Genomic DNA, 26067 nt, shown 5'->3' on the forward strand with positions numbered 1-26067 from the left:
ATCGCCCCTGTGTCGCGTCTTTTCGCACTGCTGGCTCCCATCGCGCTCGCGGCAGTGACTCACTTCGCGACGACGAGCTGCAAGCGCGCCCCCGCGGCGCCGTCCGGGCCGCCAACGACACCGACCTTGCGCGTGTTCGTGGTGACCAGCCTCGCCGGCGCGCTGGAGCCCTGCGGCTGCGTGAAGGACATGCTGGGCGGCATCGATCACGCCGCCGCGTTGACCCGGGCGAAGCGCGACTCGGCCTCGTCGACGCTCTTCGTCGGCGCGGGCCCGACGCTGTTCATCGACCCCGCGTTGAAGGACGACCAGCGCACGCAGACCATGTGGAAGGCCGAGGCCATCGCGGAGTCGCTCAGGGACATGGGGCTCAGCGCTTGGGCGCCCGGCGCCAACGACTGGGCCGCCGGCGCGGCCGAGCTCGACCGCCTGCGCCGCACTGCGGGCGCGGCACTGCTCGCTGCGAACCTGGCCGGCCAGAGCGGAGGCGCCCAGAGCGTGAAGGTCGTCGAAGCCGGCGGCCACAAGGTCGGCATCGTCGGCGTATCGCTCCCCTTGCAGTCCGGTGTCGCGCCCGCGGGTGTCGAGGTCATGGACGCGAAGACGGCGCTCGAGGAGGCCAGGAAGTCGCTGGACGCGCAGGGCGCGCAGATCCGCATCGCGCTGGTCGCCATGCCACGCGGCGAGGCGCTGCGGCTCATCGAGACGGTGGGCGGATTCCAGCTGCTGGTGGTCGGTAAGCCCGTGGACCGCGGCGAGGTCAACGACGGCCCCGTGCCGCCCGCGGTGCTGGGCGAGACGCTGGTCGTGCAGACGCCGAACCACCTGCAAGGCGTGGCCATCGTGGACCTGTTCGTGCGCGGTGACGATGTTCGCTTCAAGGACGGCTCGGGCCTGGCGGAGGCGGAGAAGCGCGACAATCTTCGCCGGCGCCTCGGAGATCTGGACCGCCTGATCGCCGAGGCGGAGAAGCCGGGCAGCGCGGTGCGTGCAGAGGATCTCGCCGCGCGGCGCAAGGACCGCGAGGCCCTGCGGCGCGAGCTCGAGCAGCACAAGGCTCCCGAGGTGCCGGCAGAGGGCAGCTTCTTCCGCTACGAGCTCGCGGAGGTTCGCGAGAGCCTCGGTGAAGACGCCGCCGTGGCCGCGCGCCTGAAGGCCTACTACAAGCGGGTGAACGACCACAACAAGACGGCGTTCGCCGATCGCAGACCGGCGCCGGTGGCGGAGGGCAAGAGCGGCTACCTGGGCGCCGAAAAGTGCGTCAACTGCCATGGCGAAGAGCACAAGTTCTGGTCGAGCACGCCCCACGCGACGGCCTACGCGCCGCTCGAGCGCCAGGACAAGCAGTTCAATCTGGATTGCGTCGGCTGTCACGTGACCGGCTACGACAAGCCGGGCGGCTCCACGGTCACGCACGTCGAGGGCCTGAAGAACATCCAGTGCGAGGTGTGCCACGGCCCGAGCTCTCGTCACGCGGACTCGCCCAACGACAAGAGCCTGATCATCCGGGCGCCCGCCAAGACCTTCTGCGCCACGGAGTGTCACCACCCGCCGCACGTCGGGAGCGACTGGAAAGTGGAGCACGCCTGGCCGCGCATCATCGGCCCCGGCCACGGCATGTGATCAGAGCGCCGCGGTCTCCAAGAACCGACCCCGACGGTAGCTCAGCACGTAGACCGCCGCGAAGGCCACGTAGGTCCAGGCGATGACCTGCCACAAGCGAGCGAGCGGAAGGCCCAGGCCGAACACGACGAGCCACGCCGCGGGCAGCTGGAAGGCGAAGACGACGGCGCTGTCGAGGCCCAGGGTCTGCTTGGTCGCTCCCGCTCCCTGGATGGCAGCTCCGAGCACGATGCCGATCCCGAGCCCGACGTAGCTGAACCCGACGGCGGCGACGTAGCTCTGTCCGACGTCGATGACCCGCGCGTCGCGATCGAAGAAGGCGATGATGTCGTGGCCGAACGCGCGATAGGCGAGGGCGAGCAGCGCCATCATGGTGGCGTTGTAGAGCGCGGCGTACCAGCCGCTCTGCCGGGCGCGCTCCGGAGTGCCCGCGCCAAGGTTCTGGCCGACGAAGGTCTGCGCCGCGCTGCCCCAGCCCAGGCCGACGAACAGCGCCATTGTCTCGAGCCGGAATACGATGCCGAGGGCGGTGGTGGCGGACTGATCGCTGGAGGTCGTGTACGCCCTGGCCACCAGCGAGTGCATGACCAGCATGGCCGCGATGCGCACGACCAGCTGAGTGCTCGAGGGCCAACCCACCCTCCACAGCGAGCTCATCGCGGGCAAGTCCGGCCGAGCTCGGGAGTCTTTGCCGAACAGACCGAAGCGGCGGGTCAGGATCAACCAGAGCGGGATCAGCACCACGACGCGGGCGAGCACGGTCGCCCAGGCGGCGCCCATCAGCTCCAAGCGCGGCAGGCCCAGCGCGCGCGCGATGGGCGGGCCCCAGCTGAACACGGCGGGCGCCTCGCCCGGGCCGTAGACCAGGAGCACCGCGAACAGGAAGTTCAGGACGTTGGCAGCCACCAGGAGCGAGGCCGGAGTCTTGCTGCTGCCGAGCGCGCGTTGCAGCGTGGTCAGGTGCAAGAGCAGGAAGATGGTGAAGCTCCCCCCGAGCATCACGCTCAGGTACTCGGCTCCCAGCTCCGCTACGCGCCCCTTCGCGCCCACGACGTCGGCCAAGAGGAAGCGCGCGCCGAGCACTCCGGCGAGCGCGAACGCCAGGCTCAGGCCGAGCACCAGGAGCAGCGACTGCCACGCCGCGGCGCGTACGCCGGCCACGTCGCCTGCGCCTTGCCTGCGGCTGACGATCGCGCCGGTGGCGACGCTCAGCCCGTAGCTCACGATGGTGCCGAGCGCAGCGAGCTGATCGCAGATCCCGATGGCGCCCAGGGCTGGGCCGGCGGTCTCGTGCGGCAAGCGCGAGATCAGGTAGGCGTCCACCAGGTTGAACGTGACCTGGAGTCCCATGCCCAGCGCCAGAGGCGCGCCGAAGCGCGCGACCTCGAAGGGGATGGCCCCTTTCCGGATGCGCTCGCCACCGTCAGTCATCGCAAGTCCTGGCTCGCTCGAAGCAGGTGTCGGGGACTCGCCGTCGTTTGCGCAGGAGCGCCGTCTCTTCGACGAAACGCGTGGTGACCGGGTCGTGGTAGCCGCTCGGGGCTGCTTCCCGCCCGAGGCCGTACCAGCGCGACACCCGCGCCATGAGCAGCTCGCGCACCCACTTGCCGAGGAGCGACGCGAGCATGACCAGCGGATCGTGGGCGTCAGCGTCCTGCACGAAGTGGAGCTCTCCGACGCCTGGGAAGCGATAGGCGCTGCGCGCGCGCTCCTGCTCGAGCACCACGTGCAGGTAGCCCGCGAGGGGGCCGAAGAAGCGGGAGTAGTCGCCCATGCCGCCGACCTTGCCGCACACCGCGAACACGTCGGCGCCGGCGCGCTCTCGGTGGGCCAGAACGAGCTCCTCCATCGCGTGCAGGTCGCAGTGGAAGCGGTTCTTGCCCGCGTCTTTGGCCACGTTCAGCCGCTCCGTGCAGATGACGCTGCTCTTCGCCGAGATCAGCTTCACGCCCCGACGTTCGAGCTGACCCAGCACTCGTGACGCGCTCGACACGAGCTCGGCGTCGGCGACGAACGCTTCGCTCTCGAAGGCCCAACACTGGCTCTCCACGTGAGACGGGCACGGCGCGCGCAAGCGCGACTGCCCTTCCAGCGAGAGCTCCTCGAACAGCGCATTCGGTCCGGTGGCCCCGGGGTGGAGCGCCCGCGCCCACGCCTCGCCCAGCGCGACGTCGGCGTGCGACATGCGCTCCTTGCTGTCGCCGATCAGCTCGGCGATGGCCTTCGGCAGCTTGCGCCCGAGCAGGCGCTCGCCGCGCTCGTCCACCTCCGCCAGGACGGCGGTGACCACCAGCGGCCCGAGCCGCGCGCCCAGCCCGTTCTCGTCGGTGCCGATGCGAAACCGGGCAGCCACGGGGGCGGAGTGTATGTCAGCGCGCCCTCACTTGCATGCTTCGTAGCAGCAGGCCCGGGGCTCGCTGGAGCGCTCGGTCTTGGTGCGCTTGGAGCTGAATGCGGCGTTCGGCGTGCGGCCCGGAGGTTTGAGGCGCTTGCCTTCCGGTCGTGGGTTGAGAGGCGACCGCAGTGATGCGCGAACACTTACATTGACGAAGACGGAACTTCGTGGAGAATCGACAACGATGGGGGCGCGTTTGCGCATCCGCTGGAGGGAGCCATGCATGAGCCGCAGAGCCGCAGAGCCGCAGAGCCGCAGAATGGCCGATGGGTCCTCGCCGCCGTCATCGTTCTGATGGTGGCGCTCGCGCCTTCTCGTGCTCTCGGGCAGATCAACGTCGCGCTGACCGAACCCGGCGGGTGGACAGTTCGATTGGGGCGCGTTCCGTATCAACGTCGATGCCATCCGCAACATCCAGCCGGGGCTCTTGCCGCACCAGTCCCTCCCGGGAGCGGCGATCGACGCGCTGGACCTCAGCACCCACGAGTACTTCCACGCCCTGCAGGTCGCGTGGGGGCGAGAGGTCCCGACCAGCAACGTCCACATCAACGGCTTCATCAGCGAGGGGCTCACCTCGTCCGTCGAGCACAACCTCTGCCTCGCCGGCTTCCCCGGCGCGAGTGGCTACCCGGCGACGGACGTCCGCCGTACCTGTGTCTCGGCGGGGAAGCTGGAGACGAAGCCGAAATCCCGGGGGCCTTACACCAGCGACGAGCTGTTCACGATCCCCGCGCTGGACATGCTGAAACGCGAGTACGAGTCGGCGCTGTTCTGGCGGTACCTGCAGGAGCAGTTCTCGTACACGGTGGGGCAGCCTCCTCATCCGTCGGGACCCCCCTCTGGAATCGAGCGCAAGACCTCGACGCTCGACCAGCGCTCATCGGACGAAGGTATCGATCTGGTCGGCCAGATGTTCCTCGGTTTCGCGGAGCAGTCCTCCGCCAAGCTCTCGACACCCACGGCCATCAACAAGGTGCTCACCGGTCTCCTGGGCCGGAGCCTCGGCGATGCCATGTTCGACTTCCACACCGCGCTGGTGCTCAAGGAGTACACGGACACCGACCCGCGCTGGCGCTTCGAGTGGACGCACGGCTACGGGTTCCACAGCGCCATCCCGCTCTCGGACGGTAAGCCGTTCGTGATCGGTCCGCAGCTCACCAACAACACCTGCGACGTTGCCCTCAACGACCCCTGCGACAATTTGCCGCGAGCGTTCCGAATCATCGACACCTGGCAGCCCGGGCCGACGAAGAAGGAGCTCCCGGCGGGTGCCGGCGTCTCGAGCGTTCAGCCGGCCGGCGTCGGAGCGCGCGGTGCCGCGTTCCTGTCGGTGCGACCTGCGCCGGGTTGGGTCGGCAAGAAGCTCTACTTCCGGCGGAGGTGCTCCCGGAGTCCAACGGGCCTCGCATCCGGGTGTTTCTGAATCGACCGCCAGTCGTCCACCCAGCTCGTCCCCAAGCCGGTTTGTCAGCTCGGATCGGACGGCGAGTGTCCAGGGTGCAGCTCTCGACCGGCTCGCTCTTCTTCGGCGTCCCGGTGACGGTCGGGGCGAGCACGGAGGAAGTCGTCGGGTGGTCAGCGGCGGCTGGGGTCCGTCGAACTTCACCTGGTCGTTCGGCCCGGTCTCGGAGCAGCTCGCCATCGTCGATCCCGTTCAGGCGACTCCGGCGTTCGCGGGCAACAAGTTCGCGCGCAAGAAGTTCCTGGTGAAGCTGAGCTACCGCGATGCGGAGAACCACCCCATCCCGCTGCAGAACGTGTCCCCGAGGACTATGACGTCAGCGTGCCCAACTGCGCGGCGGCTGGCACGACGGGCTGCAAGCTGGAGCCGTGGGTGGACTTCTACCCGTTTCGCTGACGGGCGGGAACGTGCTGATGGTCACGTCGCTGCCGGCGGCGTTCTACCCGGCAGTCGCGAGCGATCTGGACCTCCAGGTATCCATCAACGGCACCAAGGCGTCGGCGCCCGGAGCGATCAAGATCGGGCTCGGGTCGGAGGCCGTCGTGTTGGCCCTCGACCGGAGCGGCAGCATGCTGGGCGATCGACTCGAAGCGGCCAAGGTCGCTGCACAGGTTCTGGTCGACTCCTTCGCCCCTGCGAGCGGATTCCCGACCACTTCCGCGGGCGTCGTCACGTACGGGAACGACGCCACCACGCTGCCGATCGGGCCGAGTGGCATGGAGTTCGTCGGGGTCGGCAACGTGGCCGCGATCAAGTCGGAGATCGGGAAGGTCTCCGCATTTGGCGCGACCAGCATCGGCGACGGGCTGCTCGAGGCGCAGTCCCTGTTGGCGCTCCGCTACGACCCGCCCGCGACGCTGACCGCGGACCGCCATCTGATCGTCGTGCTGTCTGACGGCAAGAACCCGCCGCCGCCGATCCAGCTGCATACCACCTCGCAGCCCAACCACCCGCGGGCGACGGCAACGGTCCGTGGCCGAGTCTCCCCTGGGCAGGAAGCCGCGCGGCGGAGTGCCCGGCCTCCGGCTCCCCGTCGTTTCGAGCATCGCCTTCGGACAGGACGCCGACCTCTCGGAGCTCGATCACCTGGCGCGGCTCACCGACGGTACCCTGGTGTACGCGCCGAATCCGCCGACGTCGCTCGCGCTCGCGACCCTCGATGTCTCCGACGCGATGCTCTCGGCCTACGGAACCAGCTCCTGTTTCGAGCGGGTCGTGTCGCGGCGCGCGGTTGGCGGGCGGCTCCGTTGTCTTTCCCGTCGATGCTGGCGCGCACGAGCTGCGGGTGACCGTCGTCTCGACGGAGGCCGAGGTCGCAAAGGCAAGCTCGTCTCGCCGTCAGGCAACGAGTACGTGCCACTGCTGGTGAACGCCGCCGAATCCACGGCGACCTACCGTGTCCCAGATCCGGAAGCAGGGTCGGATGGCCTTCACTCGACCGGGGGAGAGACGTCGGAGCCGAACGTGCTGGTCGAAGCCAGCCTCGACTCCGAGGCGCAGATGTTCGCGACCGTGGACGTGGCAGACGTCTTGCCTCTTGGTGACGCGGGCGGCGCGGGTGAGCTCACCGCATGGGTGGGCTTGGACGTGGCGCTGCGCGCCGTGGTCATCGACCAAGCGCCCCTCACTCGCTGTGTCGTCGACGCGACGGTGACGCTCCCGACGAGGTGACGCGTGTCGCGCTGCGTCTCCACGACGACGGCAAGCACGAAGATGGCCGTGTCGGAGATGGCATCTTCGGAGTGCCGTTCCACCAGACCAGCCTCCCGGGCATGTACGCGGTTCGGCTCTTCGCCACCTGCGCAGTGGAGCCGGGCGACGCTCGAGTCGTTCGAGAGCGGCAGCAGGCGTTCGTGCTGGCGCGGCTGCCGGATCTCGACGCCGACGGCCTCCCGGATCGCTGGCAGCTCCGCTACGGGCCAGCGGTGGAAGCGGACTCGGACGTGGACCGGGATGGCCTGACAGCGGCCGGCGAGTTCCAGGCCGCAACGAACCCGCCCCTCAGCGACACTGACGGCGGCGGTGAAGCGGATGGGTCCGAGGTCGCAGCGGGCAGGATCCGCGCGATCCGTCCGACGACGCGATTGACTCGCCGGTCGTTGACCCACGAGCAGGGAACGGGTGGTGTTCCTTCCCGCGGGCATGGGCGCGGCGGAGACCGCCCTGACCGTCGAGCGTGCCGGGGACGAGCGTGGCCCCTTCGTTCCGGTCCTTGGCGCTCGAGATGGAGAGTCGCCGTTCGTGGTGGTCCCCGCGCCGAACGGTCAGCGCGTCTGCTATCGCATGCGCGCCGAGCGTGGACCCGTGATCAGCGGCTGGTCGGACGTCGAGTGCGCGACGCCCAACGTCGATCCGGTCCCGCCGGTCGTGCGCGTCACGAGCGGCCGGGTAGTGTCTCGAACCCGCGACGTGAGCCTGGAGCTCGAGCTCGAGGATCCCAGCTCGGCTACCCACGTCCACCTGACCGTCGAGCTCGGAACCGTGGTCTCCGGCGTGGTCGAGCTGCGCTACTCGTTCGCCGGCACGCCCATCGACAGCGTGGCGTGGCAACCGGCGGTAGCCCACTTGGACCTCCGCCTACCAGACGTCCCGGCAGGAGAGATCCACGTGCAAGCGCGCGACCTCGCCGGAAACGTCAGCAAGGTAGTGAGGATCGGGTTCCGCCGCTTGCTCGACAGCCGCGTCGATCGGGCGATCGCCGACGAGGAACGCGCCGAAGACCAGCTCGATGCCGGCGATCTTGCTGCAGCCAAGGCAGAGATCGTGGCCTCGCTGCTGAAGCTCGACGAAGCCGTGTTGGCCTCCCTCGCGCGGCTGTCCCAGTCGAAAGGCGCGAACCTGGACGAGGTGCACGTGCTCACGAGACTGGTGAAGGTGAAGACGCTGAAGCTGACCTGTGTCGCGCTGCTGAAGGCAAAGACCCTTCACCTCGCCAACCAGCGACTCCAGGAGGCGCTCGCCCTCGAGCTCGAGCTCGCCGAGTTTGCCGAGGAGCGGGGCTGCCGCTGTGAGACGTTGGGCGTGTCTCGGCACCGCAACCGCGCTCGCGTGCCTGAGCTGCGGCGAATCGGCCGACAGTAACGGCGATGGCGGAACTGGCGGCGCGCCGCCGAGTTGCTTCGATCTGGTGTTGACACCGGCGGTGCTGGTGAGCCTGGCCGTTGGCACTGGGTTTCGGACGCGCTCCCTGCCGCGCTCTTCTCCAGCCCCGGCGGCCTGAGCGTCGCATGGGTCGCGTATCGCTTCCAGCCGGAAGGGAAGACAGGCAAGTATACCTCGGAAGCGACGGAGCAACTCGTACTTCACGACCGTCGCTCCTGACGGTGCCGTATCGCATGAGACCTACGCGCTGCTGCCTGACAGCGCCCTGTTCCCCGAGGGCGAGATCAGCTCGGTCGCCGCGAGTCCCGACGGAACACTCGCGGTGGGATACGGGTTCCGAGAGGCAGGGATCTGGCGTCAAGAGGTAGCCTTGCTTCGAGCTGGTGAGGGCGAGCCCTTCGCGCGCGTGAAACTCCCGACCGCAAGCGCGGCAGACGACGTGGGCTTCCAAACGCACGCCGCCTGGGATGGCGAAGCGTTCGCGATGCACGCCTACGGCATCCCGCCGCAGTTCAGCCTGTTCGTGGCGAGGGTCAGCGCCGAAGGAGAGTTGCTGCTCCCGTTCACGCGCTACGGGGAGACCGTCAACGTCGGCTACGGCCCGCTGGGGCACAAGACGGCTACCAGCGCGGAGAGCGGGCGGAGCTATGTCCTCGATGGTGGGTACTCGGTCTTGCTGAGTGGGCACCTCCGCGATGGTGACCGGCTGCCCGGAACCGAGGGCGGCGCGAAGGTGGTCGACATCGAAGACGTCTTCGTGGGTGGCACGACTCCCGTGGCGGTTGCGGCGGACCCGACGGGCGCGTGGCTTTCGGCCAAAGCGGGAGGTGCTGAGCTGGCCATCCCCGTTCAGCGCACGAACCTGGACGGCGCTCCGCAAGGTCCACCGCTCTTGCTCGACCCATTCGTTGGCGGCGGGATCGTGAGTATGGCGATGCTCCCGCTGTCAGATTCGTTGGTCTTGTTGCTGGGGTCGGGGACCAACATTCATCGACAAGATCTCGCGGGCGGCAAGCTGAGCAAGCCCGTGGCGCTTCTCGACGGGACCAAGTGGGGGGACATCGACATCCGCCAGATGTCCGCCGTCCAGTGGAACGGCGAGACCTGGCTCACTTATCACCAGGCATCGTACGCGATCCACGTCCGTCTGCTGAAGGCCACGCCAGGATGCGTGTACGTCGCCGAGCCGCCCGGCTTGCCCGACGGGACTTGACCGATTGCACGCCTTTCGCCGCGGGTGTTCGTCGATGCGACGCGCCCCAACTCGGAGCGACGCGAGGGAAGCGATGCGCCGGAAAAGACCGGCAGAGGTCCGGTCGAGACGTCCCACGCCGCTCGGGCGGTCGTTGCGGGCGCTGCCCGCGCTATGTCAGCGCGCCCTCACTTGCATGCTTCGTAGCAGCAGGCCCGGGGCTCGCTGGAGCGCTCGGTCTTGGTGCGCTTGGAGCTGAACGCGGCGTTCGGCGTGGCCTTGCGGCGCCCTTTCGCGGGCGTCTTCTTCAGGCCCATCGGGCACTCGGCGAACGGCGGCGGCGCCGCGTGGGAGATCGAGGTCGGGGCCTCGAAGCAGAACAACGGCTCCGCGTTCTGGCAGGGGACCGGGGGGGAGGCTGACGGGACCTTGGCGCACCAGGCGTAGCAGCACTGCCTCACGCTGGCTTCGAGCGAGGGATCGCGCTTGGCGCCTTTGGGCGGCGCCTCGAACGCCCCGGCCTCCCTGGCCTCCGGGCGCCGCGGCAGCTTGTCTGGGCAGCTCTTGGCGCCGAGCTCCGAGAGCGCGATGCACAGGGCCTCGCGCGTCAGATCGCGACCGTTGCACTTGACCGCCGGCGCTCCCGACTTCGCCTTGGCGGGTGCTTGGTCCAGGTCTTCGACGGACTCGTCCTTGCTCTTGGCCTTCGGCTTCGGCTGCTCCTCGGGTTCGGGCTCTCTTCGGGCCGCTTCCTTCGGCTCCCACTCGAGCCACTCGCCCTCCGGTGGTGGGTTGACCCGGCGCTCCGAGGTGCAGGCGAGCGCCACGAGCAAGAGCCCCGAGCTCCATCGACTGGCGCTGCTCTGCCTCACACCTCGGGCCACGTCTCGGACTCTCTCGCGACAATCGCAGCAAATCAACCGGGTGCTGATCTTCCCACGTCATCCGGCGCTCGCGATCCCCGGCAAGGGCGCGACCGCCCGCGGGCGCCGAGGTTCTTCCTGACTGGGTCCAGCGCGCGGAAGCTCCGACGGGAGCAAGCCAACCTCCTGCCGGGCCGGGTCAACACCTACAGTTTGGGACCGCTCACGCTGAGCGAGATCGGGGATGATCTCGACGAGTAGCGCTTGCTCTCCACAAGGGCGCTGCCGGACATCTACGCGACGCGCGACGAGCTCGAGCGGAAGAAGACCTTGCGCTCCTACGTCTCGAGTTACTCGAGGGAAGAGGTGCAAGCCGAAGCGCTGACGCGCAACGTGGAAGGCTTCGCGCGCTTTCTGCGAGTTGCCGCGGTCGACTCGGGGCACTTCTTGGACCCAAATCGCCGGCCGCCGTTCCGCGCTCGACGGTCCAGCGTTTCTTCGTCACAGGCCCTGTCCTGGTAGAAACGGACCTCGAACTGCGCGTTTCCCGTGCCTTGCACGAGGGAAGCTTGAAGATCGACTTCGTCCCCGGCGGCCGCCTTCTCGTTCACGACGAAGAAGTCCTCCTCCGTGGTACAGAGCTGACCCTCGATCGGGCGGTGGGAGTTCGAGTCCGCCGCGATGAGATTCGCCGCCGCGCTGTTGCCCAGGAGATTCAGCTTCGTCGGGTCGTTGGGCTCACCTGGCCGGTGGAGTGGACTGTCCGTGCAAGTTGCCGCCCCAGCACGCCACGCTGCCGTCCGCGCGGACTGCGCAGGCGTGATCCAGGCCGATGTCCATCTGCACGAAGCGACCGGAGGGCGGCTGGCGAAGCTGCGGGTAGCGCCCCGTACACTCGAGGGTCCCGTCGCGGTGGATGACACAAGTGGAAGTATCCCCGCAGTGGACCTCTTGGGCGATCTGATTGTGGAGGTGGCCGAAGGTGTCCGGCGCACCCCAGCAGGCCACGACGTCGTCCACGTTGCGCGCGCACGAGTGCTGCGTCCCGCTCGCAACGGAGACGAAAGCGCCGGGGGGCGGCGTCGCTTGCCCGTCGCCGTTCAGCCCCCAGCAGGCCAGCGTGCCGTCTCGCCGGATGGCACAAGCATGTGTCCCCGAGAGCGCGACCTCGCGGAACTTGCCCTGCGGCGGATCCGTCATCCCGTAGCTCGGCTCGCCCCAGCAGGCGAGCGCGCCGTCGAGTCGAACGGCGCAGGCGTTCCCGCCCCACACGGAGACGCGCGAATACCGTCCCGCCGGGAACGCGCCGACCCCCATCAGCTCTTCCTTGGGCCAGCAGGTGAGCGTCCCGTCGCGCTCGAGCCCGCAGGCCGAGGTCGACACGTCCACGTCGGCAAACACCTTGTCCGGAATGATGTCGCTGATCGGCATGATGTTGCCCCAGCAGCTCAGGTGCCCGGCTGCGTCCAGCAAGCACGATTTTCCGGCGCCCGCTGACACCCGCGGGTAGCCCGAGTACGGGGGCCCGGAGTCCACACGCCCGTCGTCGATGGGGCTGCGGCTGCACGCGACTCCGGCCGCTGCCAGCAGGCACACGAGAATGGTCCTGGATGCCATCATTCGACTCCTTTGTTCCCCGGAGCGCGGGACTTGTACTTGACTGTCAGCTTGTATTTCGACTTGCAGGTGCCGCCGGGCTTCATGCGGATCCCCACGAACAGGCGCCGGTACTTGGGGTCGGGGCACGGGGCCGTGCAGCCGCCTCCACCGGGAATGGAGAAGGTAAAGGTGTCGGATTGCAGGGCCTGTTCTGGAGGCGTGTTCAGCGGTGGGTAGACCTGCCGGCTCGGTGCGCAGGTCTGGATCTGCCCTTCTTCGAAGTCACAGGCCTTGTCCTGGTAGAAACGGACCTCGAACTGCGCGTTTCCGCCCGTGAGTTCCGCCTGAAAATCGACTTCGTCCCCGGCAGCCGCCTTCTCGTTCACGACGAAGAAGTCCTCCTCGGTGGTACAGAGCCCTCCCTCGATCGGGCGGTGGAAGTTCGAGCCCGCCGCGATGAGATTCGCGGCCGCGCTGTTGCCCAGGAGATTCAGCTTCGTCGGGTCGTTGGGCTCCAGCTCGCTGCCCCGGCCGAAGCCGTACTCACCGAAGGCACGTCGCACCTTCTCGTCGATCTCCAGGCTGGTCGCGGGCCACTCGGTCTTCGCGAGCTGTTTGGCGTTGCCGGCCAGGATCTCGATGAAGTCATGGAAGGTCTTGGCGTGATTCTTCGAGTCGATCAGGGTGTAGAGCAAGAGCCTCCTCAGCCGCTCGAATCCCACCCGCTCCTTGTCCTTCTGCGGCACGCCCACTGGGTCGTACAGGGCGTCCTTCGGGCTCCCGCCGGCCGTCTCTGCGACGTTCGTCTTGGCCCAGGAGTGGCCACCCGTCACCAGCAGCCGGCAGACCGCCCCGACGAGCGTGCTCTTCTCCTCGTAGTCGTCATCGGTCGGCCGTAGGCCGGACCAGTGGGAGAAGCGGAACGGCTTGACCGGCCAGTCCGTGGGCGAGCTCTCCTTGGGGTTGAAGAGGTTCGGGTACCCAGGCTTCGTGAGATTCAACGCGTCCTTGTAACTGCCTGCCCAGAACGAGAACTCGGGGTGGCCCATGACCGGGTCGCTGTAGCCGAGGTGCGGCGGGTGGTTGACCGGATCGGCCTCCCACTCGTCCTTCATGTCGCGCAGCGCGGCTGCCGCGAAGCAGTCGGCGATGCCCTCGCCGATGGACTTCTCCTCGGTCTGGTTCGCTGCGTGAGGAAGAGTGTCGCGGTACACGGAATGACCGAACTCGTGGGCGAGCACCATCGGGTCGGCAGCGGTCTTGAAGTGCGGGCCACCGCTCATGACGAAGATGACGCCGTTCTCGTCTCCCATCGGCGTCTTCAGCTTGCTGAAGGCAGCCCCCACGGTTGCTCCGCCAGGGTCCTTGGTCGTGCGCCAGGCAACGAACCTCGCCGGCTGGCCGCTGCCCTCGCGGGTGGCGTAGCCGGCCTTCTTGAAGAACCGCAGCGTGCGCTCGCCCCAATAGTGGATGTTCACGGCTTCCGGCACGAGCGGATCGGTCCCGACCCAGACGTTGTCGTCGTCGATGAAGGTCCTGCCCGCGTCGAATCCCGGCCCGACCGTCGGGTCATCGCGGAACGTCACGATGTCGTTCGCGTTCACCATGCGATCCCCGAGCCACTCGTTGCACGAGACCATCGCGAAGAACGACGGAGAGTGGAGCGGGAAGTGCGTCGTCGAGAAGCGTCGCAAGATCAGATCGGTGTCCGGCCCCTGTCCATCCTCAGCTCCGCACATCACGGCCTGCATGATCGCTTCGCCGACGAACAGACTGGGAGTGGCGAGCTCGTGTGGCACGAGTCCCACGTGAAGAGTCGGGATCTTGCCGAAGGGGATGACCTCCACCGGCTCTCCCGTCGCTGCGTCCACCAGGACTTCCGCCAGCTCTCGCTGCACGGCGTCGTTGGTGACGACCCGGACGGAATAGGCGATGCGGTCGTTGCCCCGTCGAACCTCTGACGCGCGGCGCGCTCCGCTGATGAACCCGGGGAGTCGTAGGACGACCAAGGGGACCGGATCGTCGGGAGCGAGGACCGGAACCGCGACCTGATCGGCCAGGGCCGACAGCGCGGTCTCGATGGCTTCGGCCGGCGCGATCTCCACCTCGGGCGGCTCCAGATCGGGTTGGAAGGTGCTGACCACCCTGCTGATTGCAGTGCCGCTCGCGTCCAGGTGGATGGACACGCGGCCGCCGCGCACCACGGCGGTGACTCCTCGCGTGAAGCGTTGCTCGAACGCCATCACCCGTCGCCGCAGATCGCCGTCCAGCGGCTCGAGCAGGTCGCGGGCGGGCTCGACCCCGAGGAGCGCCGAGAGCTCGGCGCTGGCGGCGAAGTGGCGGATCAGGCGCGCCCGCTCCGCGTAGAGGCGCGTGGCGATCGCGGGAGGGATGGGACGCGCCGCGGCTCGCCCGAGCCACAGGCTCGCCCACCGGCTCAGCCCAGGGATGGGAACCGGCGGCTCCCACTCGATGGTGCGGACGTTGTCACCCGTCTGATCTGCCGTGGCGGGGGGGGGGGGTAGCGGACGCCGGGCGCACGGCCAGGAGCGGGACGAACAGACCAGCGCCAACCCACGCCCAACGTCCATGCTTCATCGCCGCCTCCGATGTCAATCCGCCCTGGAGTGGGAGTGTAGCGCCCGAGCTGGCTCTCGATCCATGTGCGAATTCGCACACGCTGTGGTCGGCTGTGGCAGCTACCGCGTTTCTCGCTCGCAGAGGCGCTCTCCGGAGCTGTGATCGGCGACCGACTCGCGGGGCCTCACCCTGCGGAGCAGCCAGCCCGCGCGCGGCAAGTCGGCTGGTGCCCGCGCGGGCGGCGACTCCGTTCCACGAGCTTCTCGCGCTCCTGCTTGCGCTTGCGCTCATCCTCGACCTTCTCGGCGCGGAGCTCCGCCTGCGCCTCTTTTCCGGCCGCCTCCCAGAGCCGCCAGATATCCTCCTTCTCGAGCTCCGCGACGCCCGGCACGAGCTCCGCTCCCGTGACCTTCTCGTAGACCTTGGTGAGCTCGATGGCGCGCTTCAGCGCCTGCTGCCGCCTCGCTGCGCTCGGGCCGTCCACGCGCTCGGAGTGACTCTGGTCGAGCTCCTTTCTCAGCACCGTCAAGGCAACCGTCCGCAGCGCGTCCTTGTGCCGCTGCACGGCGGGAGGCACGCGGCGACCGAGGTCGCGGGCGACGCAGATCAGATCGACTCGCGCGATGCAGTCCGCGAGCTCGAGGAGCTGCACCAAGGCGCGGGCGTACTCGCGGCTCTGGGCGTCACCTGGGGAGGTGGGAGACGCCAAGCGCTCCAGCTCGAAGCGGGCGCCCTTGGCGTAGGCCTGATCCGCCGCCGCGAGCACCGCCCGCGTGAGCGCGGCCTGCGCGTTCAGCCGGGCCTCTTCGGTCTGCCAGGGCTCGGCCACGACGCTGGCCAGCTCGTCCAGCCCCTGGCTCCGGGTCACCCGGCGCCGGTGGAGCTCGTCCAAGAGCTCTCGGGCAGCGCCTGCGCTCGAGTCCAGGCGAATCAGCGCCTGGGCCTCGGAGCGCGCGTCGGCCTCGCGCCCGGCGGCGAGCAGCGTCACGGCGCGGTCGATGCTGGGCGCCTTGGCGCCCCACGAGAGGCCCATGCCGAGCAGCGCCGCCAGCGCCGTGCCGAAGGCGAGCGCCAGGCGGCGAGGGTTTCGCGCCGGGGCGAGCAGCGTGAGCTCCGCCGTGCCGACGCCGGCGGCGACGGCCGCCCCGAGCGCCAGCGGGCCGAGCAGGGGCAGGTTGCCATGGGCGATGAACCAGGCGTCGCGGCTGGCATACACCAAGAGCGTGACGAAACCCAAGGCGCCGGTGGTGGCTCCGGCGCCGAAGCTGAGCCAACGCCGCCGCGCGATGGGCTCGAAGTCGCTGTGCTCGAGCACGTGGCCGTCGTGGACCGACACGTCCACGAAGCCCGGGCGCTGCGCGAGCGAATAGGCGACGCGCACCACCGAGCTCGCGAGCTTCTGCACGCGGATCGACTCGATGCGATCGAGCCGGGTGTCGACTGGCGCCAGGAGCTTCGCGGGGCAGGCCTCCGGCGCGAGCTCCGAGTCCGACTCGAGCTCGCCCGGCAGGCTCACGTTCGGCGCGTCGAAGTCGGCAGGCTCGAGCAGCCTCGCGTAGGTGTCGGGGCCACGCGGATCGTCGCTGACGACCGCCTGGCGGAGCTCGCTCGTGACGGTCAGGCGGGCGAGCACGCGGCCGCTGCCGTTGCACGTCGGGCAGCCGATCCCGTGACCTTCACAGCCGGCGCACGGGCTCTCACGGCGAGACGCCGCCTCGAGCTCGCTCGGGTCCTCTGCCCACACCTCGGCGAGGCTCGGGTCGGGCAGCGGAGACAGGAAGGAGCTCGCGCCCGGGATCGCCGGCTCGGTGACCAGCACCGCCTGCCGCCGGCGGATGCGGTTGAGCGCTCGCACCAGCGTCCGCCGCTCGAGGGTCGTGCCGGTCACGCAGGCCCGAAACGCCGCGCCCGAGAGCCCGCGGCGGCTCGCGGCCTCGGCCGCCCGATCGACGGCGACCCCGACGTTCACCGGGGCCTCGAGCTCGTGAGGTGCCCGGTACGGACTCGTGGGTCGTCCGCCACCCATGGCAGAGAGCTTAGCCCACTGCCTCGACGCGTTCAGCCGCCGGCGACCGGCGGGATCACCGCGACGACGTCGCCGGCAGAAATCGGGTCACCGGCGTCGGCGAAGGTCTCGTTGATGGCGAAGCGAACGCCCGTCAGTCGCCCCTCGAGCTCGGGGCGGGCGGTCAGCAGGCAGCGCACGAAGCCGCTGAGGTCGCGCACGCCGTCGGCGAGCGCGAGCTCCTCTTCGGCCCGTCCCACCAGGTCGCGCACGCCGGCGAAGTAGAGCACGCGCACCGTGTTCATCGCTTCTGCTCGAGGTACCGGCGGAGCCCGTCGCTGACGCTGAGCAGGTTCGGGGTGATCTTCTTCACCAGGATGTCCTCCACCGCGGACGCGACCCGCTTGGACAGGAGCTTCGGCACGCCCTTGAGCTTCGCGCCGTCGATGACGAGCTCGCCGCGGATCTCGAGCCGCGTCTTGCCGTCGGACTCCACGAAGTGGTTCTTGCCCGCGCAGGACACGGCCTCGGTGAAGGCGTGGGTCTCGATGCGCCAGCTGCAGGTCCAGTCGTCCTCGTTCCAGCTGGCGTAGTCCGACCAGCTCAGCATGCTCTCGCTCAGGAAGGCGCGGGCGGCCGCAGGGATCTCGCCGCCGCCGTGCCACTCGTTCAGGAGCTCGGTGCGCTTGCCCTCGTCCTTCCGGGTCTTGACCTCGATGCGGCGGATGTTCGGCAGAAACTCCACCAGATCGACCAGGTGGTCGCGGTAGGTCGCGAAGACCAGAGGGCGCGGATACGAGAGGCTGGCGTCGGCGCTGAGGAGCATTCACAGGCCGTAGGCGAATCCGAGCGACGGCGCAATCACCGGCGCGAAGTCCGGCAGCATGGCGCGGCCGGCGACCTCGATGACCATCGCCGCCTCCGGCGACACGGCATAGTGCACGCCGACACCCGCGCCCGCGAAGAACTGCCCGCTGGTCTTGTAGACGTCGAGCTTGTGCTTGCGCCGGCCGCCGACCCCGTCGTCCTCGAGCACCTCGGTCGAGAGGCGGGCGGACACCTCCGCCAGGCCGCCGTTCGCCAGCACGTAGGGGCGGACGCCTGCTCGTGCGAAGGGATCGTTCCCGAGCCAATAAGCGCCTCGCGCCTCGGCGTGGAAGGGCATGTACTTCTTGCCGCCGGCCCGCTCCGGGGTTCCGGCGAAGGCGTAGCCGACCCGCGCGCCGAGCGTCAGCGCGGTGCCGATCAGGCGATCGTACCCGGCCAGCACTCGCATCGAGCCGAGCCCGACGCCGCCCTTCAGGGTGTTGCCGTCGCCGGCGAGCGGCGTCCCAGTGTAGGGCACGTCACCCTTGAAGTAGCAGGCCAGCGTGCCCTCCTGCTGGGCCTTCGGGCTGCAAGCGTCCGACACGTTGGAGAGCACGGTGAGGTCCGGCGAGAAGCCGAGCGACAGCCAGTTTCGCTTGCGCGGCTTGTCGTCCTTCGGCTCCTCGTCTTCCTTCGGCTTCTCCAGGCTGGATTCGTCCACGCAGGCGAGGTTCACGCAGACCTTGGCGCCGGGGCAGTCGTCGTTGGTCTCGCAGGAGAGTCCCTGCACCGGCCGCGGGCAACCCTCCGGCGGAACGCTGCCGGGCAGCGACGGCTGGCGCCCGCTGATGGCGGCCTTGAGCTTCACCTTGCGCGGCTCGGCCTCCGAGCCCGCGCTGGCGACGCGGTCCAGGTTCGAGTCGAACGCGGTCACGAAGTAGACGAGCTCGCCCTCCTTCTCCACCGCCGCGCAAGGGATGAGCCCGCCGAACCCGCCCTTGTGCTTGGCGATGGGCAGCTCCCGCCACTCCGAGTCGGCCGGGCTCTTGTAGCGAACCACGACACGCGACACCTTCACACCGCTCGGCACCTTCACGTAGACCGGGACCGGGTGAAACGTCGCCTGCTCGCTCCACGGCTGCTCCTCGAGCACGGCGACGCTGGCGCTGCCGGCTGGCGCGGGCGCCTCGCCCGCGCCTTTCGTCTCGGCTTTGGCCCTGTCGAAGGCCTTCTGGACGTCGGCGGTCAGGTAGGCGCTCTGCGGCTTGGCCTTGGGGTCCGCCTCCAACATCTTCTTGAACGCGGCGACCGCGTCTTCGTGAGCCGACAGCCCGGCGGAGTACACCGTGCCCAGCGCCCCGTAGATCGCCGCGAAGGTGTCCTTGCTGCACTTGCCCTTTTCGCAGCTCTCCAGCGCGCTGCGCAGCTTCGCCACGGCGGTGCTCATGTTGGTGGCGAGGTAGTCCTCCTCCATCGCCTCGCGGATGACCTTCTTGGCTTGATCGTCGGCCTTGGCCGCGAGGCACAGTGGAGCTAGCAGGAAGCAAGCGGCGAGGACGGATCGGGCCAGTCGCGCCGAGGCAGGGGCAGACATTTTCTGGCGAATGCTAGCCTCGACTCGGGCGGTCTTGCCATGATCAGACGACCCTTGGGTGTCACCATCATCGATGGCTGGCGAAAACCCACGGAAACTGCCGGCGGGACCGGCGGATGCCTCCTCATTCCGAGCCCCACATCGCCCATGGTAGAAGCACGCTCTCTCGGAGGGCGTCGATGTCGGACGAAAAGCACAAGCTCGGTAAGGACGTGTACATCGCCTTGGCGGCCGTGGGCTGGGCGGACGGAAACCTGGACTCGGAAGAGGCGGATGCCATCGTCCGGACCGCCATGGACGAGGGGCTCGGGCTGGCCGAGGTCGAGGAGATCGAGAAGGCCACGAAGTTCCCGGTGGAGCTCGGCGAGATCGACCGCCGCGGCATGTCCAAGGAGGACAAGCTCTTCGTCTACGCGGTGGCTTCGTGGATGACCTGGCTCGACGGTGACGTGAGCGAGGCGGAGGTCGCCGCGCTGGCGAAGCTCGGCGACGCGCTGAAGATCCCCGAGAAGCCCCGGGAGCACGCCGACGCCATCATGCGCGAGGTCGCGCACCAGTCCGAGGACATCCGCCCGATGCGCTACGACCTCGGTGCGCTCCGGCGCATCATCCACGAGCGCCTGGAGGGGGCGCGCGCCGCCCGGGGCGGCGAGCAGCAGAGCGAGGGCTGAGCTGGTGCGTCCGAAGCTCCTGGCTGCGTCTCTTTTGGCGGCAGCGGCGTGCGCTGGCTGCAAGAAGGAGCCGGCTCCTCCTGCGCCGCCGTCAAGCGCGTCGTCGTCGGCGGCGCTCCCAGCGCCGAGCGCGTCGGCTCCCAGCGCGGCCACCCCCGCGGGAGACAGCGCCGGCGTGGTGCGCCTCCCGGCGGAAGTCGGCGCCGGCGACGAGCTCGGCTACTCGGTGGGCAGTGTGGGCGATCGCGTGGTGGTCACCTCGTTCAAGCGCAGAGGAAAGACCGAGGACTCCCACCCGGGCTCGGTGTTCGTGTTCAAGGACAGCGGAGGAAAGCTCGAGCTCGAGGCCGAGCTCGTCGCTCCTGGCTCGCACCAGCTCGGCAACGCCGTGGCCTTCGACGGCAGCGTGATCCTGGCCGGAGCCCTCTACGACGACGGCAAGAGCAAGGAGACGGGTGCCGCCTACGTGTTTTCCCGGGATGACAAGGGCTGGTCCAAGGGCGAAAAGCTCAGCGCGAGTGACGCGAAGAAGGACGACTCTTTCGGCATCGGCGTGGCGCTCGCCGGCTCGACGCTGGTCGTCGGCAACAGCCGCGAGGCGGGCGGCGCGCTCTACGGCTTCGAGCGCGGGAAAGCCGGCTTCGGGTTGAAGCAGACGCTGCCCTTCAAGCACCAGAACGGCCCGGCGGAGGTGATCTCCGCGTCCGGGGACCTGGTGGTGGTGGGCGCACCCTACTCGGGCAAGCTGAACGAGCAGGGCTTGGTGATCGTCTACCGGCGCGGCAAGGCCGGCTTCGAGCAGGTCGCCGAGCTCGTCGAGACGGAGGCCGCGGAGACGCAGCACTTCGGCAGCACCGTGACGGTGGCGGGAACGACCCTGGCCGCGACCAGCGACAAGCAGATCAGCCTGTTCAGCGAGACCGACGGGGCCTGGAAGGAGAGCGCGCGCTTCACGCCGCCGCTCACCACCGGGCTCGCCGACGCCGCTCTGGCCCTCGGCGACGGCCTCTTGGCCGTGGGCTTCCCGCTGGTCGAGGCGGGACGCGTGCTGCTCTACAAGAAGCGGGACGGCGGCTGGAAGCTCGAGCGGACCGTCACGGCGCCGGACGGCAAGAACGAGGACTGGTTCGGCTACTCGTTGGCGATCTCGAACGAGCGCCTGGTGATCGGCGCGCCGCTCGTCGCCGAGCGTACGGGCGCGGCCTACGTGCTGAGGCTGTGAGTCGGGCCTTCTGATTCGGGTCGAGCCCGGGTCAGTTGCAGCGCCAGATGTAGCTGGTCAGAAAGCTCGACTGCGAGCAGGTCTGGCCGCTGGTCGTGCAGGTGCCGTTCGGCTTGCAGATCTCGCGCTCCCACTGGCCACCGCACGTGCTCTGGCACTTGAGCGTGGTGTAGGCGTTGGCCTGCTGCGAGAAGGTGCCGCAGCAGATCTGACCACCGCTGCAGTCCTCGGGCCCGTCGCAGCTGACGGTGGTGGCGTCGCAGTTGGCGCCGGTGCACGCGCAGGGCGTGGCCTTCGGCGTGCAGTACTCCTGCCCCGGGTTCAAGAGGCAGCAGTTTTGTGCGGCCGAGCAGACGATGACGTTGGGACTGTTGTCGCAGTAGACCTCGCCCGGAATGCCGCCGTCGGCGCTGACGCCGCCGGTGCCGCCCACGCTCGCATCGGTGATGCCGCCGGTGCCGCCGGCCGCAGTGCCGCCCGTTCCACCGCTGCCGCCGGCCGCAGTGCCGCCGGTGCCGCCACCGCCGGTGCCGCCGGTGCCGGTGCCGCCGCATTTCGTGGGCGTGCCCACGCCGAACTGCGAGGGATCGACGCAGCCCACGCCGATGAAGGTGTCGAGGACGCCGCACATGCCGCTCGGCTTGCAGCAGCCTTGCAGGGTCAGGCCCTGGACGGTCTGCGGCGGGCAGGTCGGATCGAGCTTGCCCTCCTGTCCGAGCTCGATGCACTGCCCACCGATGAAGCTCGAGCTGATGCCGCACTTGTCGCCGACGCAGCACGAGTCGACCTGGCCGATGGGGACGCTGGGGGGCGGGCAGAGCTCGCCGCCGCAGACCACGCCCGTTCCACCCGTCGCGCCGGTGCCGGCGACGTTGCCCGTGCCGCCCGTCGGCCCAGTGCCGGCGACGTTACCAGTTCCACCCATGTTGCCGCTGCCGCCGTCGGTGATGCCGCCGCCGGTGCCGCCGATGATGGTGCCGCCGGCGCCGCTCGAACCGCCGGCGCTGGCGTCCGGCCCCTGGTAGTCGATGTCGGTGACGCCGCCGCAGGCCACGAAGACCGCGAACGGAAGTGAGAACAGGGAGAATCGCAGGGCACGCATCTCGGCTCCATGCGAGCGGGGAGGGCGCGCTCGCGGCCGGAAGACTACGCCAAAAGCTCGGTCTTCGCGACGGGGTAGCCGCTGGGACGCTGGACCGCGTAGGAAAGCGCCAAAATCTCGATCAGGACCACGCGGTACACTTGGTGGACGTCGTCCACGTCCACTTCGTCGGCGTGCGCTTCCAGGGTGGCGTCCACGTGCTCGTGGACGAACTCCACCAGGTCCGGCTGCTCCATGCCGATGACGTCGTCGCTGTCGAGCGCCTCCGCCGGATCCGCCCGCCGCAGCTCCTCGTCCAGGGTCAGGAGCTCCTCGGTGGCCGTGAGCTCGTCTTCGCGGATCTCCGAGACGTGCTCGCCGTGGATCTTCTCGAACGAGAGCCACACCGCCAGGGCCAGGAAGTAGCCCAGCGCCAGCGCAGTCTCGTCCAGCGGCTTGCCCAGCGTCTCCGCGACGCGCGCTGCGAGCGCCGGCTGGCTGCGCTCGAAGCGCTCGAACGCCGCGTCGAGCTGCTCACGCGCCGCGTCGTCGTCGTCCGCCAAGCTCTCGCGCACGGAGTCGAGCGCGTGAGTCGGAACCCGCGCGTACGAGGGGACGGGACGGATGGCTGAGCTACGGACCCACACTCTACGGCTCGTTCTAGCACGCCGACCGGCGCCGCAACCCCAAATTTGCTCGCCTCACACTTGTCTTCGACCTGTCGCTGGCCGAGATTCCGTGCGCTTCGCCGAGACTTGACGCGTGGTGCCGAACGAAGAGAACCAGGGGCCCGAGGGGACGCCCGAGGGTGACGCAGCCGAGCCGCCCGTGCGGGCTCTGCGGCGCGTGCGGCGGTGGATGCTCTGGGCGCTGGCGCTCTTGCCGGTCTTCCTGCTCGGCGCATACTTCCTCGATCGCGCGCGCCACTCCGAACGCGCGCTCCGCGGTGTCATGCTCGGGGAGACCCACGTAGGCGGCATGTCGGCGGCCGAGGTGGAGCGCGTGGCCGGCGAGCTGGGCGTGAAGCTCGGCGAGCACCCGCTTCGGATCCGCGTGCGCGGCGCAGAGCTCGAGCTCGAGCCGAAGAAGCTCGCGCTCCGGATCGACGCCCCGGAGACCGCGCGCCGAGCGCTCGCTCTCGGAAGGGGCGCGGGGTTCTGGTCGGAGCTTCGCTTCTGGGTCGCGCGTTGGTCCGCGCCCGCTCACCTGACCCCCGCTGCCGAAGTCGACCGGAGCGCGCTCTTGGCGTCTTTCGACGAGTGGGAGCGGCGTCATGTGGACCTGCCGTTCAGCGGCGGTGTGCGCGTGGAGGGCGGCGCGGTGGTCGCCGATCCACCGCGCAAGGGCCACGTCATCGACCGCGAGCGCGCGACGGAGGAGCTGGTGACCGCACTCGCGACCTGGCCGCGAGGCATGCTGGAGCTCCCGCTCGCGGAGCGGGAGGCGTTCACGGTCGCCGGCGCCGTCGAGGCCGCAGTGACGCGAGCCTCCGGGCTGGTGAGCGAAGCCATCACCCTGACCGCGGAGGGTGAGCTCTCGTTTCGCTTCGAGAAGGACGACGCCCTACGCGCGCTGAGGAGCGGCGAGCCGACGCCCGCCGAGCCGCGCGTAGCGCTCGGCTTCGACGCCGGCGTCGTCGAGGAGAAGCTCGCCCCGCTCAGGGCCAAGCTGGAGGCGCCGCCCCAGGACGCGCGCTTCGTGGTCGAAGGGCAGGACCGCGTGCGCATCGACCCGGGAAAGAACGGCACGCTGCTCAGCTCGGCGAAGGTGGCTCGGGCGCTGCTCGAAGCCGCCGCGACGCCCACGCGCAGCGGGCCTTTGCCGCTGGACAAGGGCGCCCCTCCCGAGGTGACGACGGAGGCGCTCGAGGCCCTGAAGATCACCAAGCTGGTGGGCCGATTCACCACGCATCATCCTTGCTGCCAGCCGCGCGTGGACAACATCCACCGCATCGCGGACATGCTGCGGGGCCAGGTGGTGAAGCCCGGCGACAGCTTCAGCGTGAACGCTCTGGTTGGGCCCCGGACCGCGAAGAACGGCTTCAAGCCCGCGCCCACCATCGAAGAGGGGGAGATGGTGGACTCGCTGGGCGGTGGCGTGAGCCAGTTCGCGACGACGCTCTTCAACGCGCTCTTCCTGGCGGGCTACGACATCCTGGAGCGAGCTCCCCACACCTTCTGGTTCGCGCGCTACCCCATGGGCAGGGACGCGACGCTCTCATGGCCCAAGCCCGACGTGGCGTTCCGGAACGACACCGAAGCCGGCGCGTTGATCTGGACGGAGTACGGCGACGACCACATCACGGTGAAGATCTTCGGCGACACCGGCGGGCGCAAGGTCCGCTTCAAGGTGAGCCCCCAGCAGAACCTGGTGAAGCCCCCCATCGAGTACATCCCGGACCTGACCCAGCCACCGGAGAAGGACAAGACGATGGAGGCAGGTCAGATCGGCTGGACCGTATTCGTCACCCGCGAGATCGAGCTCGGGGACGGGACCAAGAAGGAAGAGAAGCGGAAGGTCGTCTACAAGCCGCGCACGCGCCGCGTGATCGTGCATCCGTGCAAGGTGCCGAAGGGCGAGCCGGGGCACACCGGCGAGAAGTGCCCGGAGCCGGACGGGGGAGAGGCGCCCGCCGAGCCGGCCGAGTGAGTCACTCCACGACGACCAGCTCGAGCTCGAGCGTCACGCGCTCGGCGCCGCGGAGGAGCACGACCTTCACGCGCTCGCCCGGCTTGCGGCCGTCCAGCAGGTTGTAGAGATCGTCGTAGTCCTTGACGGGCTCGTCGGCGACTCCCACCACCACGTCGCCGAGCGTGAGCCCGTCGGCGCTGCGTCCCAGCCCGCGCACTCCTGCCTTGTCGGCGGGGGACCCCGGGATCACGGCGAGCACGACCACGCCCGGCAAGCCCAGCCGGCGCTCGATGCGGCGCTGCGGGTCGATCTGCACGCCGAGCCCCACCTGCTCGACTCGTCCCTTCTCGACGAGCTGTGGCACGACGCGCCGGATGGTCTCCACCGGTACGGCGAAGCCGATGCCCGCCGAGGCCCCGCTCTTGGAGAAGATCATGGTGTTCATGCCGATCAGGCGCCCGGCGCTGTCGAGGAGCGGTCCGCCGGAGTTACCGGGGTTGATGGCGGCGTCGGTCTGGATCATGTCGCGGATGGTCACGCCCCCGACGCCCTCGACCTCGCGGCCCAAGGCGCTCACGACACCGGTGGTGAGCGTGTGATCGAGGCCGAACGGATTGCCGATGGCGATGGCCTTCTGACCCACGCGCAGCTTGCTCGCGGGCGGCGGGAGCACGATGGGCGTGAGCTCTGGCGCCGGCGCTTGGATGCGCAACACGGCGATGTCCTTGCGCGGCTCGCTGCCCACGACCTGCGCCGCATAGGTCTTCTGGCTCTGGAGGGTGACCGTGAGAGCGCGCGCGTTGGCCACCACATGGAAGTTCGTCACGATGTGCCCCTTCGTGTCCCACACGAAGCCGGTGCCGGCGCCGGAAGGCACTTCGGTCGCGCGTCCCGCCCAGTAGTCCACGACGAGCTGCTTCTGAGTCACGAACACCGCGCTCGGAGAGACGCGTTCGAACACCTCGATGCTGTTGCGCTCGTCTTCGGTGCGGAAGTCGGCCGGCAAAGCTGGCGCCGGGGGCGGGACTGACGCTGGCGGAGGCGGGGGCGGGGCGGCCGTGGCGGGCTCGGAGGGTGAGCTCGTGGCCGCCTCGCCCGACGAACGGCAGCTCGGAGCGAGGCAGAGCGCGAAGGCGATGACCAAGCCGGCTCGAATGCTGGGGCTCATGGCGGCGGATGATAGTTGGGCTCGCGCCGTTCGGCTCGCTCGGATTGACGCGACCCCGCCGCGGAACGACCC

22 protein-coding genes are annotated in these 26067 nt (G+C 69.3%); 10 read left to right on the forward strand and 12 right to left on the reverse strand.

Annotated elements, in window-relative coordinates:
* Positions 1-9: 9 nt before the first annotated feature.
* Positions 10-1623 (forward strand): hypothetical protein, encoded by a 1614-nt coding sequence (locus tag HS104_34555; GenBank protein ID MBE7485077.1) that lies wholly within the window; start codon positions 10-12, stop codon positions 1621-1623.
* On the opposite strand, the gene HS104_34560 is transcribed toward HS104_34555, so the two are convergent.
* Both HS104_34560 and HS104_34565 read right to left on the reverse strand, forming a co-directional pair.
* Complete coding sequence (locus tag HS104_34560) at positions 1624-3054, reverse strand: MATE family efflux transporter (GenBank protein MBE7485078.1); 1431 nt, start codon at positions 3052-3054, stop codon at positions 1624-1626. It lies immediately after the preceding gene.
* Complete coding sequence (locus HS104_34565) at positions 3047-3991, reverse strand: hypothetical protein (protein ID MBE7485079.1); 945 nt, start codon at positions 3989-3991, stop codon at positions 3047-3049. The genes HS104_34560 and HS104_34565 overlap by 8 nt, the downstream gene beginning before the upstream one ends.
* Before the next feature lie 454 nt (positions 3992-4445).
* On the opposite strand from HS104_34565, the gene HS104_34570 reads away from it, so the two are divergent.
* The 5 genes from HS104_34570 (at position 4446) to HS104_34590 (ending at position 9795) form a co-directional block, all read left to right on the forward strand.
* Complete coding sequence (locus HS104_34570; GenBank protein ID MBE7485080.1) at positions 4446-5441, forward strand: hypothetical protein; 996 nt, start codon at positions 4446-4448, stop codon at positions 5439-5441.
* Between the two features lie 407 nt (positions 5442-5848).
* Complete coding sequence (locus HS104_34575) at positions 5849-6769, forward strand: VWA domain-containing protein (protein MBE7485081.1); 921 nt, start codon at positions 5849-5851, stop codon at positions 6767-6769.
* 76 nt (positions 6770-6845) lie between these two features.
* On the forward strand, positions 6846-7151 hold the full coding sequence (locus tag HS104_34580; GenBank protein ID MBE7485082.1) for a hypothetical protein: 306 nt from the start codon (positions 6846-6848) through the stop codon (positions 7149-7151).
* Positions 7152-7604: 453 nt separating this feature from the next.
* The gene (locus tag HS104_34585) at positions 7605-8561 is read left to right on the forward strand and encodes a hypothetical protein (GenBank protein ID MBE7485083.1); all 957 of its coding nucleotides are present in this window, start codon (positions 7605-7607) and stop codon (positions 8559-8561) included.
* A 427-nt stretch (positions 8562-8988) separates the two neighbouring features.
* Positions 8989-9795: a hypothetical protein gene (locus HS104_34590; GenBank protein ID MBE7485084.1), complete on the forward strand. Its 807-nt coding sequence runs from the start codon at positions 8989-8991 to the stop codon at positions 9793-9795.
* A gap of 167 nt (positions 9796-9962) precedes the next feature.
* Here the strand turns inward: HS104_34590 and HS104_34595 are convergent, their stop codons facing one another.
* Complete coding sequence (locus HS104_34595) at positions 9963-10658, reverse strand: hypothetical protein (protein MBE7485085.1); 696 nt, start codon at positions 10656-10658, stop codon at positions 9963-9965.
* A 243-nt stretch (positions 10659-10901) separates the two neighbouring features.
* Between HS104_34595 and HS104_34600 the strand changes: the two genes are divergently transcribed.
* Entirely contained in the window at positions 10902-11159 is a 258-nt protein-coding gene (locus tag HS104_34600; GenBank protein ID MBE7485086.1) for a hypothetical protein, read from the forward strand.
* A gap of 216 nt (positions 11160-11375) precedes the next feature.
* Here HS104_34600 and HS104_34605 read toward each other — a convergent pair whose 3' ends face one another.
* The 6 genes from HS104_34605 to HS104_34630 form a co-directional block, all read right to left on the reverse strand.
* The gene (locus HS104_34605; GenBank protein MBE7485087.1) at positions 11376-12254 is read right to left on the reverse strand and encodes a hypothetical protein; all 879 of its coding nucleotides are present in this window, start codon (positions 12252-12254) and stop codon (positions 11376-11378) included.
* Positions 12254-14827, reverse strand: a complete 2574-nt coding sequence (locus HS104_34610; GenBank protein ID MBE7485088.1) for a hypothetical protein — start codon at positions 14825-14827, stop codon at positions 12254-12256. Before HS104_34610 ends, HS104_34605 begins: the two co-directional genes overlap by 1 nt.
* 173 nt (positions 14828-15000) lie before the next feature.
* Complete coding sequence (locus tag HS104_34615; protein ID MBE7485089.1) at positions 15001-16842, reverse strand: hypothetical protein; 1842 nt, start codon at positions 16840-16842, stop codon at positions 15001-15003.
* A gap of 32 nt (positions 16843-16874) precedes the next feature.
* Entirely contained in the window at positions 16875-17126 is a 252-nt protein-coding gene (gene moaD, locus HS104_34620; GenBank protein ID MBE7485090.1) for a molybdopterin converting factor subunit 1, read from the reverse strand.
* Positions 17123-17647: a hypothetical protein gene (locus HS104_34625; GenBank protein MBE7485091.1), complete on the reverse strand. Its 525-nt coding sequence runs from the start codon at positions 17645-17647 to the stop codon at positions 17123-17125. Before HS104_34625 ends, moaD begins: the two co-directional genes overlap by 4 nt.
* Positions 17648-19222: a hypothetical protein gene (locus tag HS104_34630; GenBank protein MBE7485092.1), complete on the reverse strand. Its 1575-nt coding sequence runs from the start codon at positions 19220-19222 to the stop codon at positions 17648-17650.
* A gap of 179 nt (positions 19223-19401) precedes the next feature.
* Here HS104_34630 and HS104_34635 point away from each other — a divergent pair, with 179 nt between their 5' ends.
* Entirely contained in the window at positions 19402-19893 is a 492-nt protein-coding gene (locus HS104_34635; GenBank protein ID MBE7485093.1) for a TerB family tellurite resistance protein, read from the forward strand.
* 4 nt (positions 19894-19897) lie between these two features.
* Positions 19898-21115, forward strand: a complete 1218-nt coding sequence (locus HS104_34640) for an FG-GAP repeat protein (protein ID MBE7485094.1) — start codon at positions 19898-19900, stop codon at positions 21113-21115.
* A 31-nt stretch (positions 21116-21146) separates the two neighbouring features.
* Here the strand turns inward: HS104_34640 and HS104_34645 are convergent, their stop codons facing one another.
* Together HS104_34645 and HS104_34650 are read right to left on the reverse strand one after the other, a co-directional pair.
* Positions 21147-22217 (reverse strand): hypothetical protein, encoded by a 1071-nt coding sequence (locus tag HS104_34645; protein ID MBE7485095.1) that lies wholly within the window; start codon positions 22215-22217, stop codon positions 21147-21149.
* A 44-nt stretch (positions 22218-22261) separates the two neighbouring features.
* Positions 22262-22843 carry a hypothetical protein gene (locus tag HS104_34650; protein ID MBE7485096.1) on the reverse strand — a complete coding sequence of 194 codons (582 nt, stop codon included), beginning with the start codon at positions 22841-22843 and terminating at the stop codon, positions 22262-22264.
* Between the two features lie 118 nt (positions 22844-22961).
* Here HS104_34650 and HS104_34655 point away from each other — a divergent pair, with 118 nt between their 5' ends.
* Positions 22962-24845, forward strand: a complete 1884-nt coding sequence (locus HS104_34655; GenBank protein ID MBE7485097.1) for a VanW family protein — start codon at positions 22962-22964, stop codon at positions 24843-24845.
* Position 24846: 1 nt separating this feature from the next.
* On the opposite strand, the gene HS104_34660 is transcribed toward HS104_34655, so the two are convergent.
* Positions 24847-25995 carry a trypsin-like peptidase domain-containing protein gene (locus HS104_34660; protein MBE7485098.1) on the reverse strand — a complete coding sequence of 383 codons (1149 nt, stop codon included), beginning with the start codon at positions 25993-25995 and terminating at the stop codon, positions 24847-24849.
* Positions 25996-26067 lie beyond the last annotated feature (72 nt).

This window comes from Polyangiaceae bacterium (assembly GCA_015075635.1).
Classification (GTDB): Bacteria; Myxococcota_A; Polyangia; order Polyangiales; family Polyangiaceae; genus JADJKB01.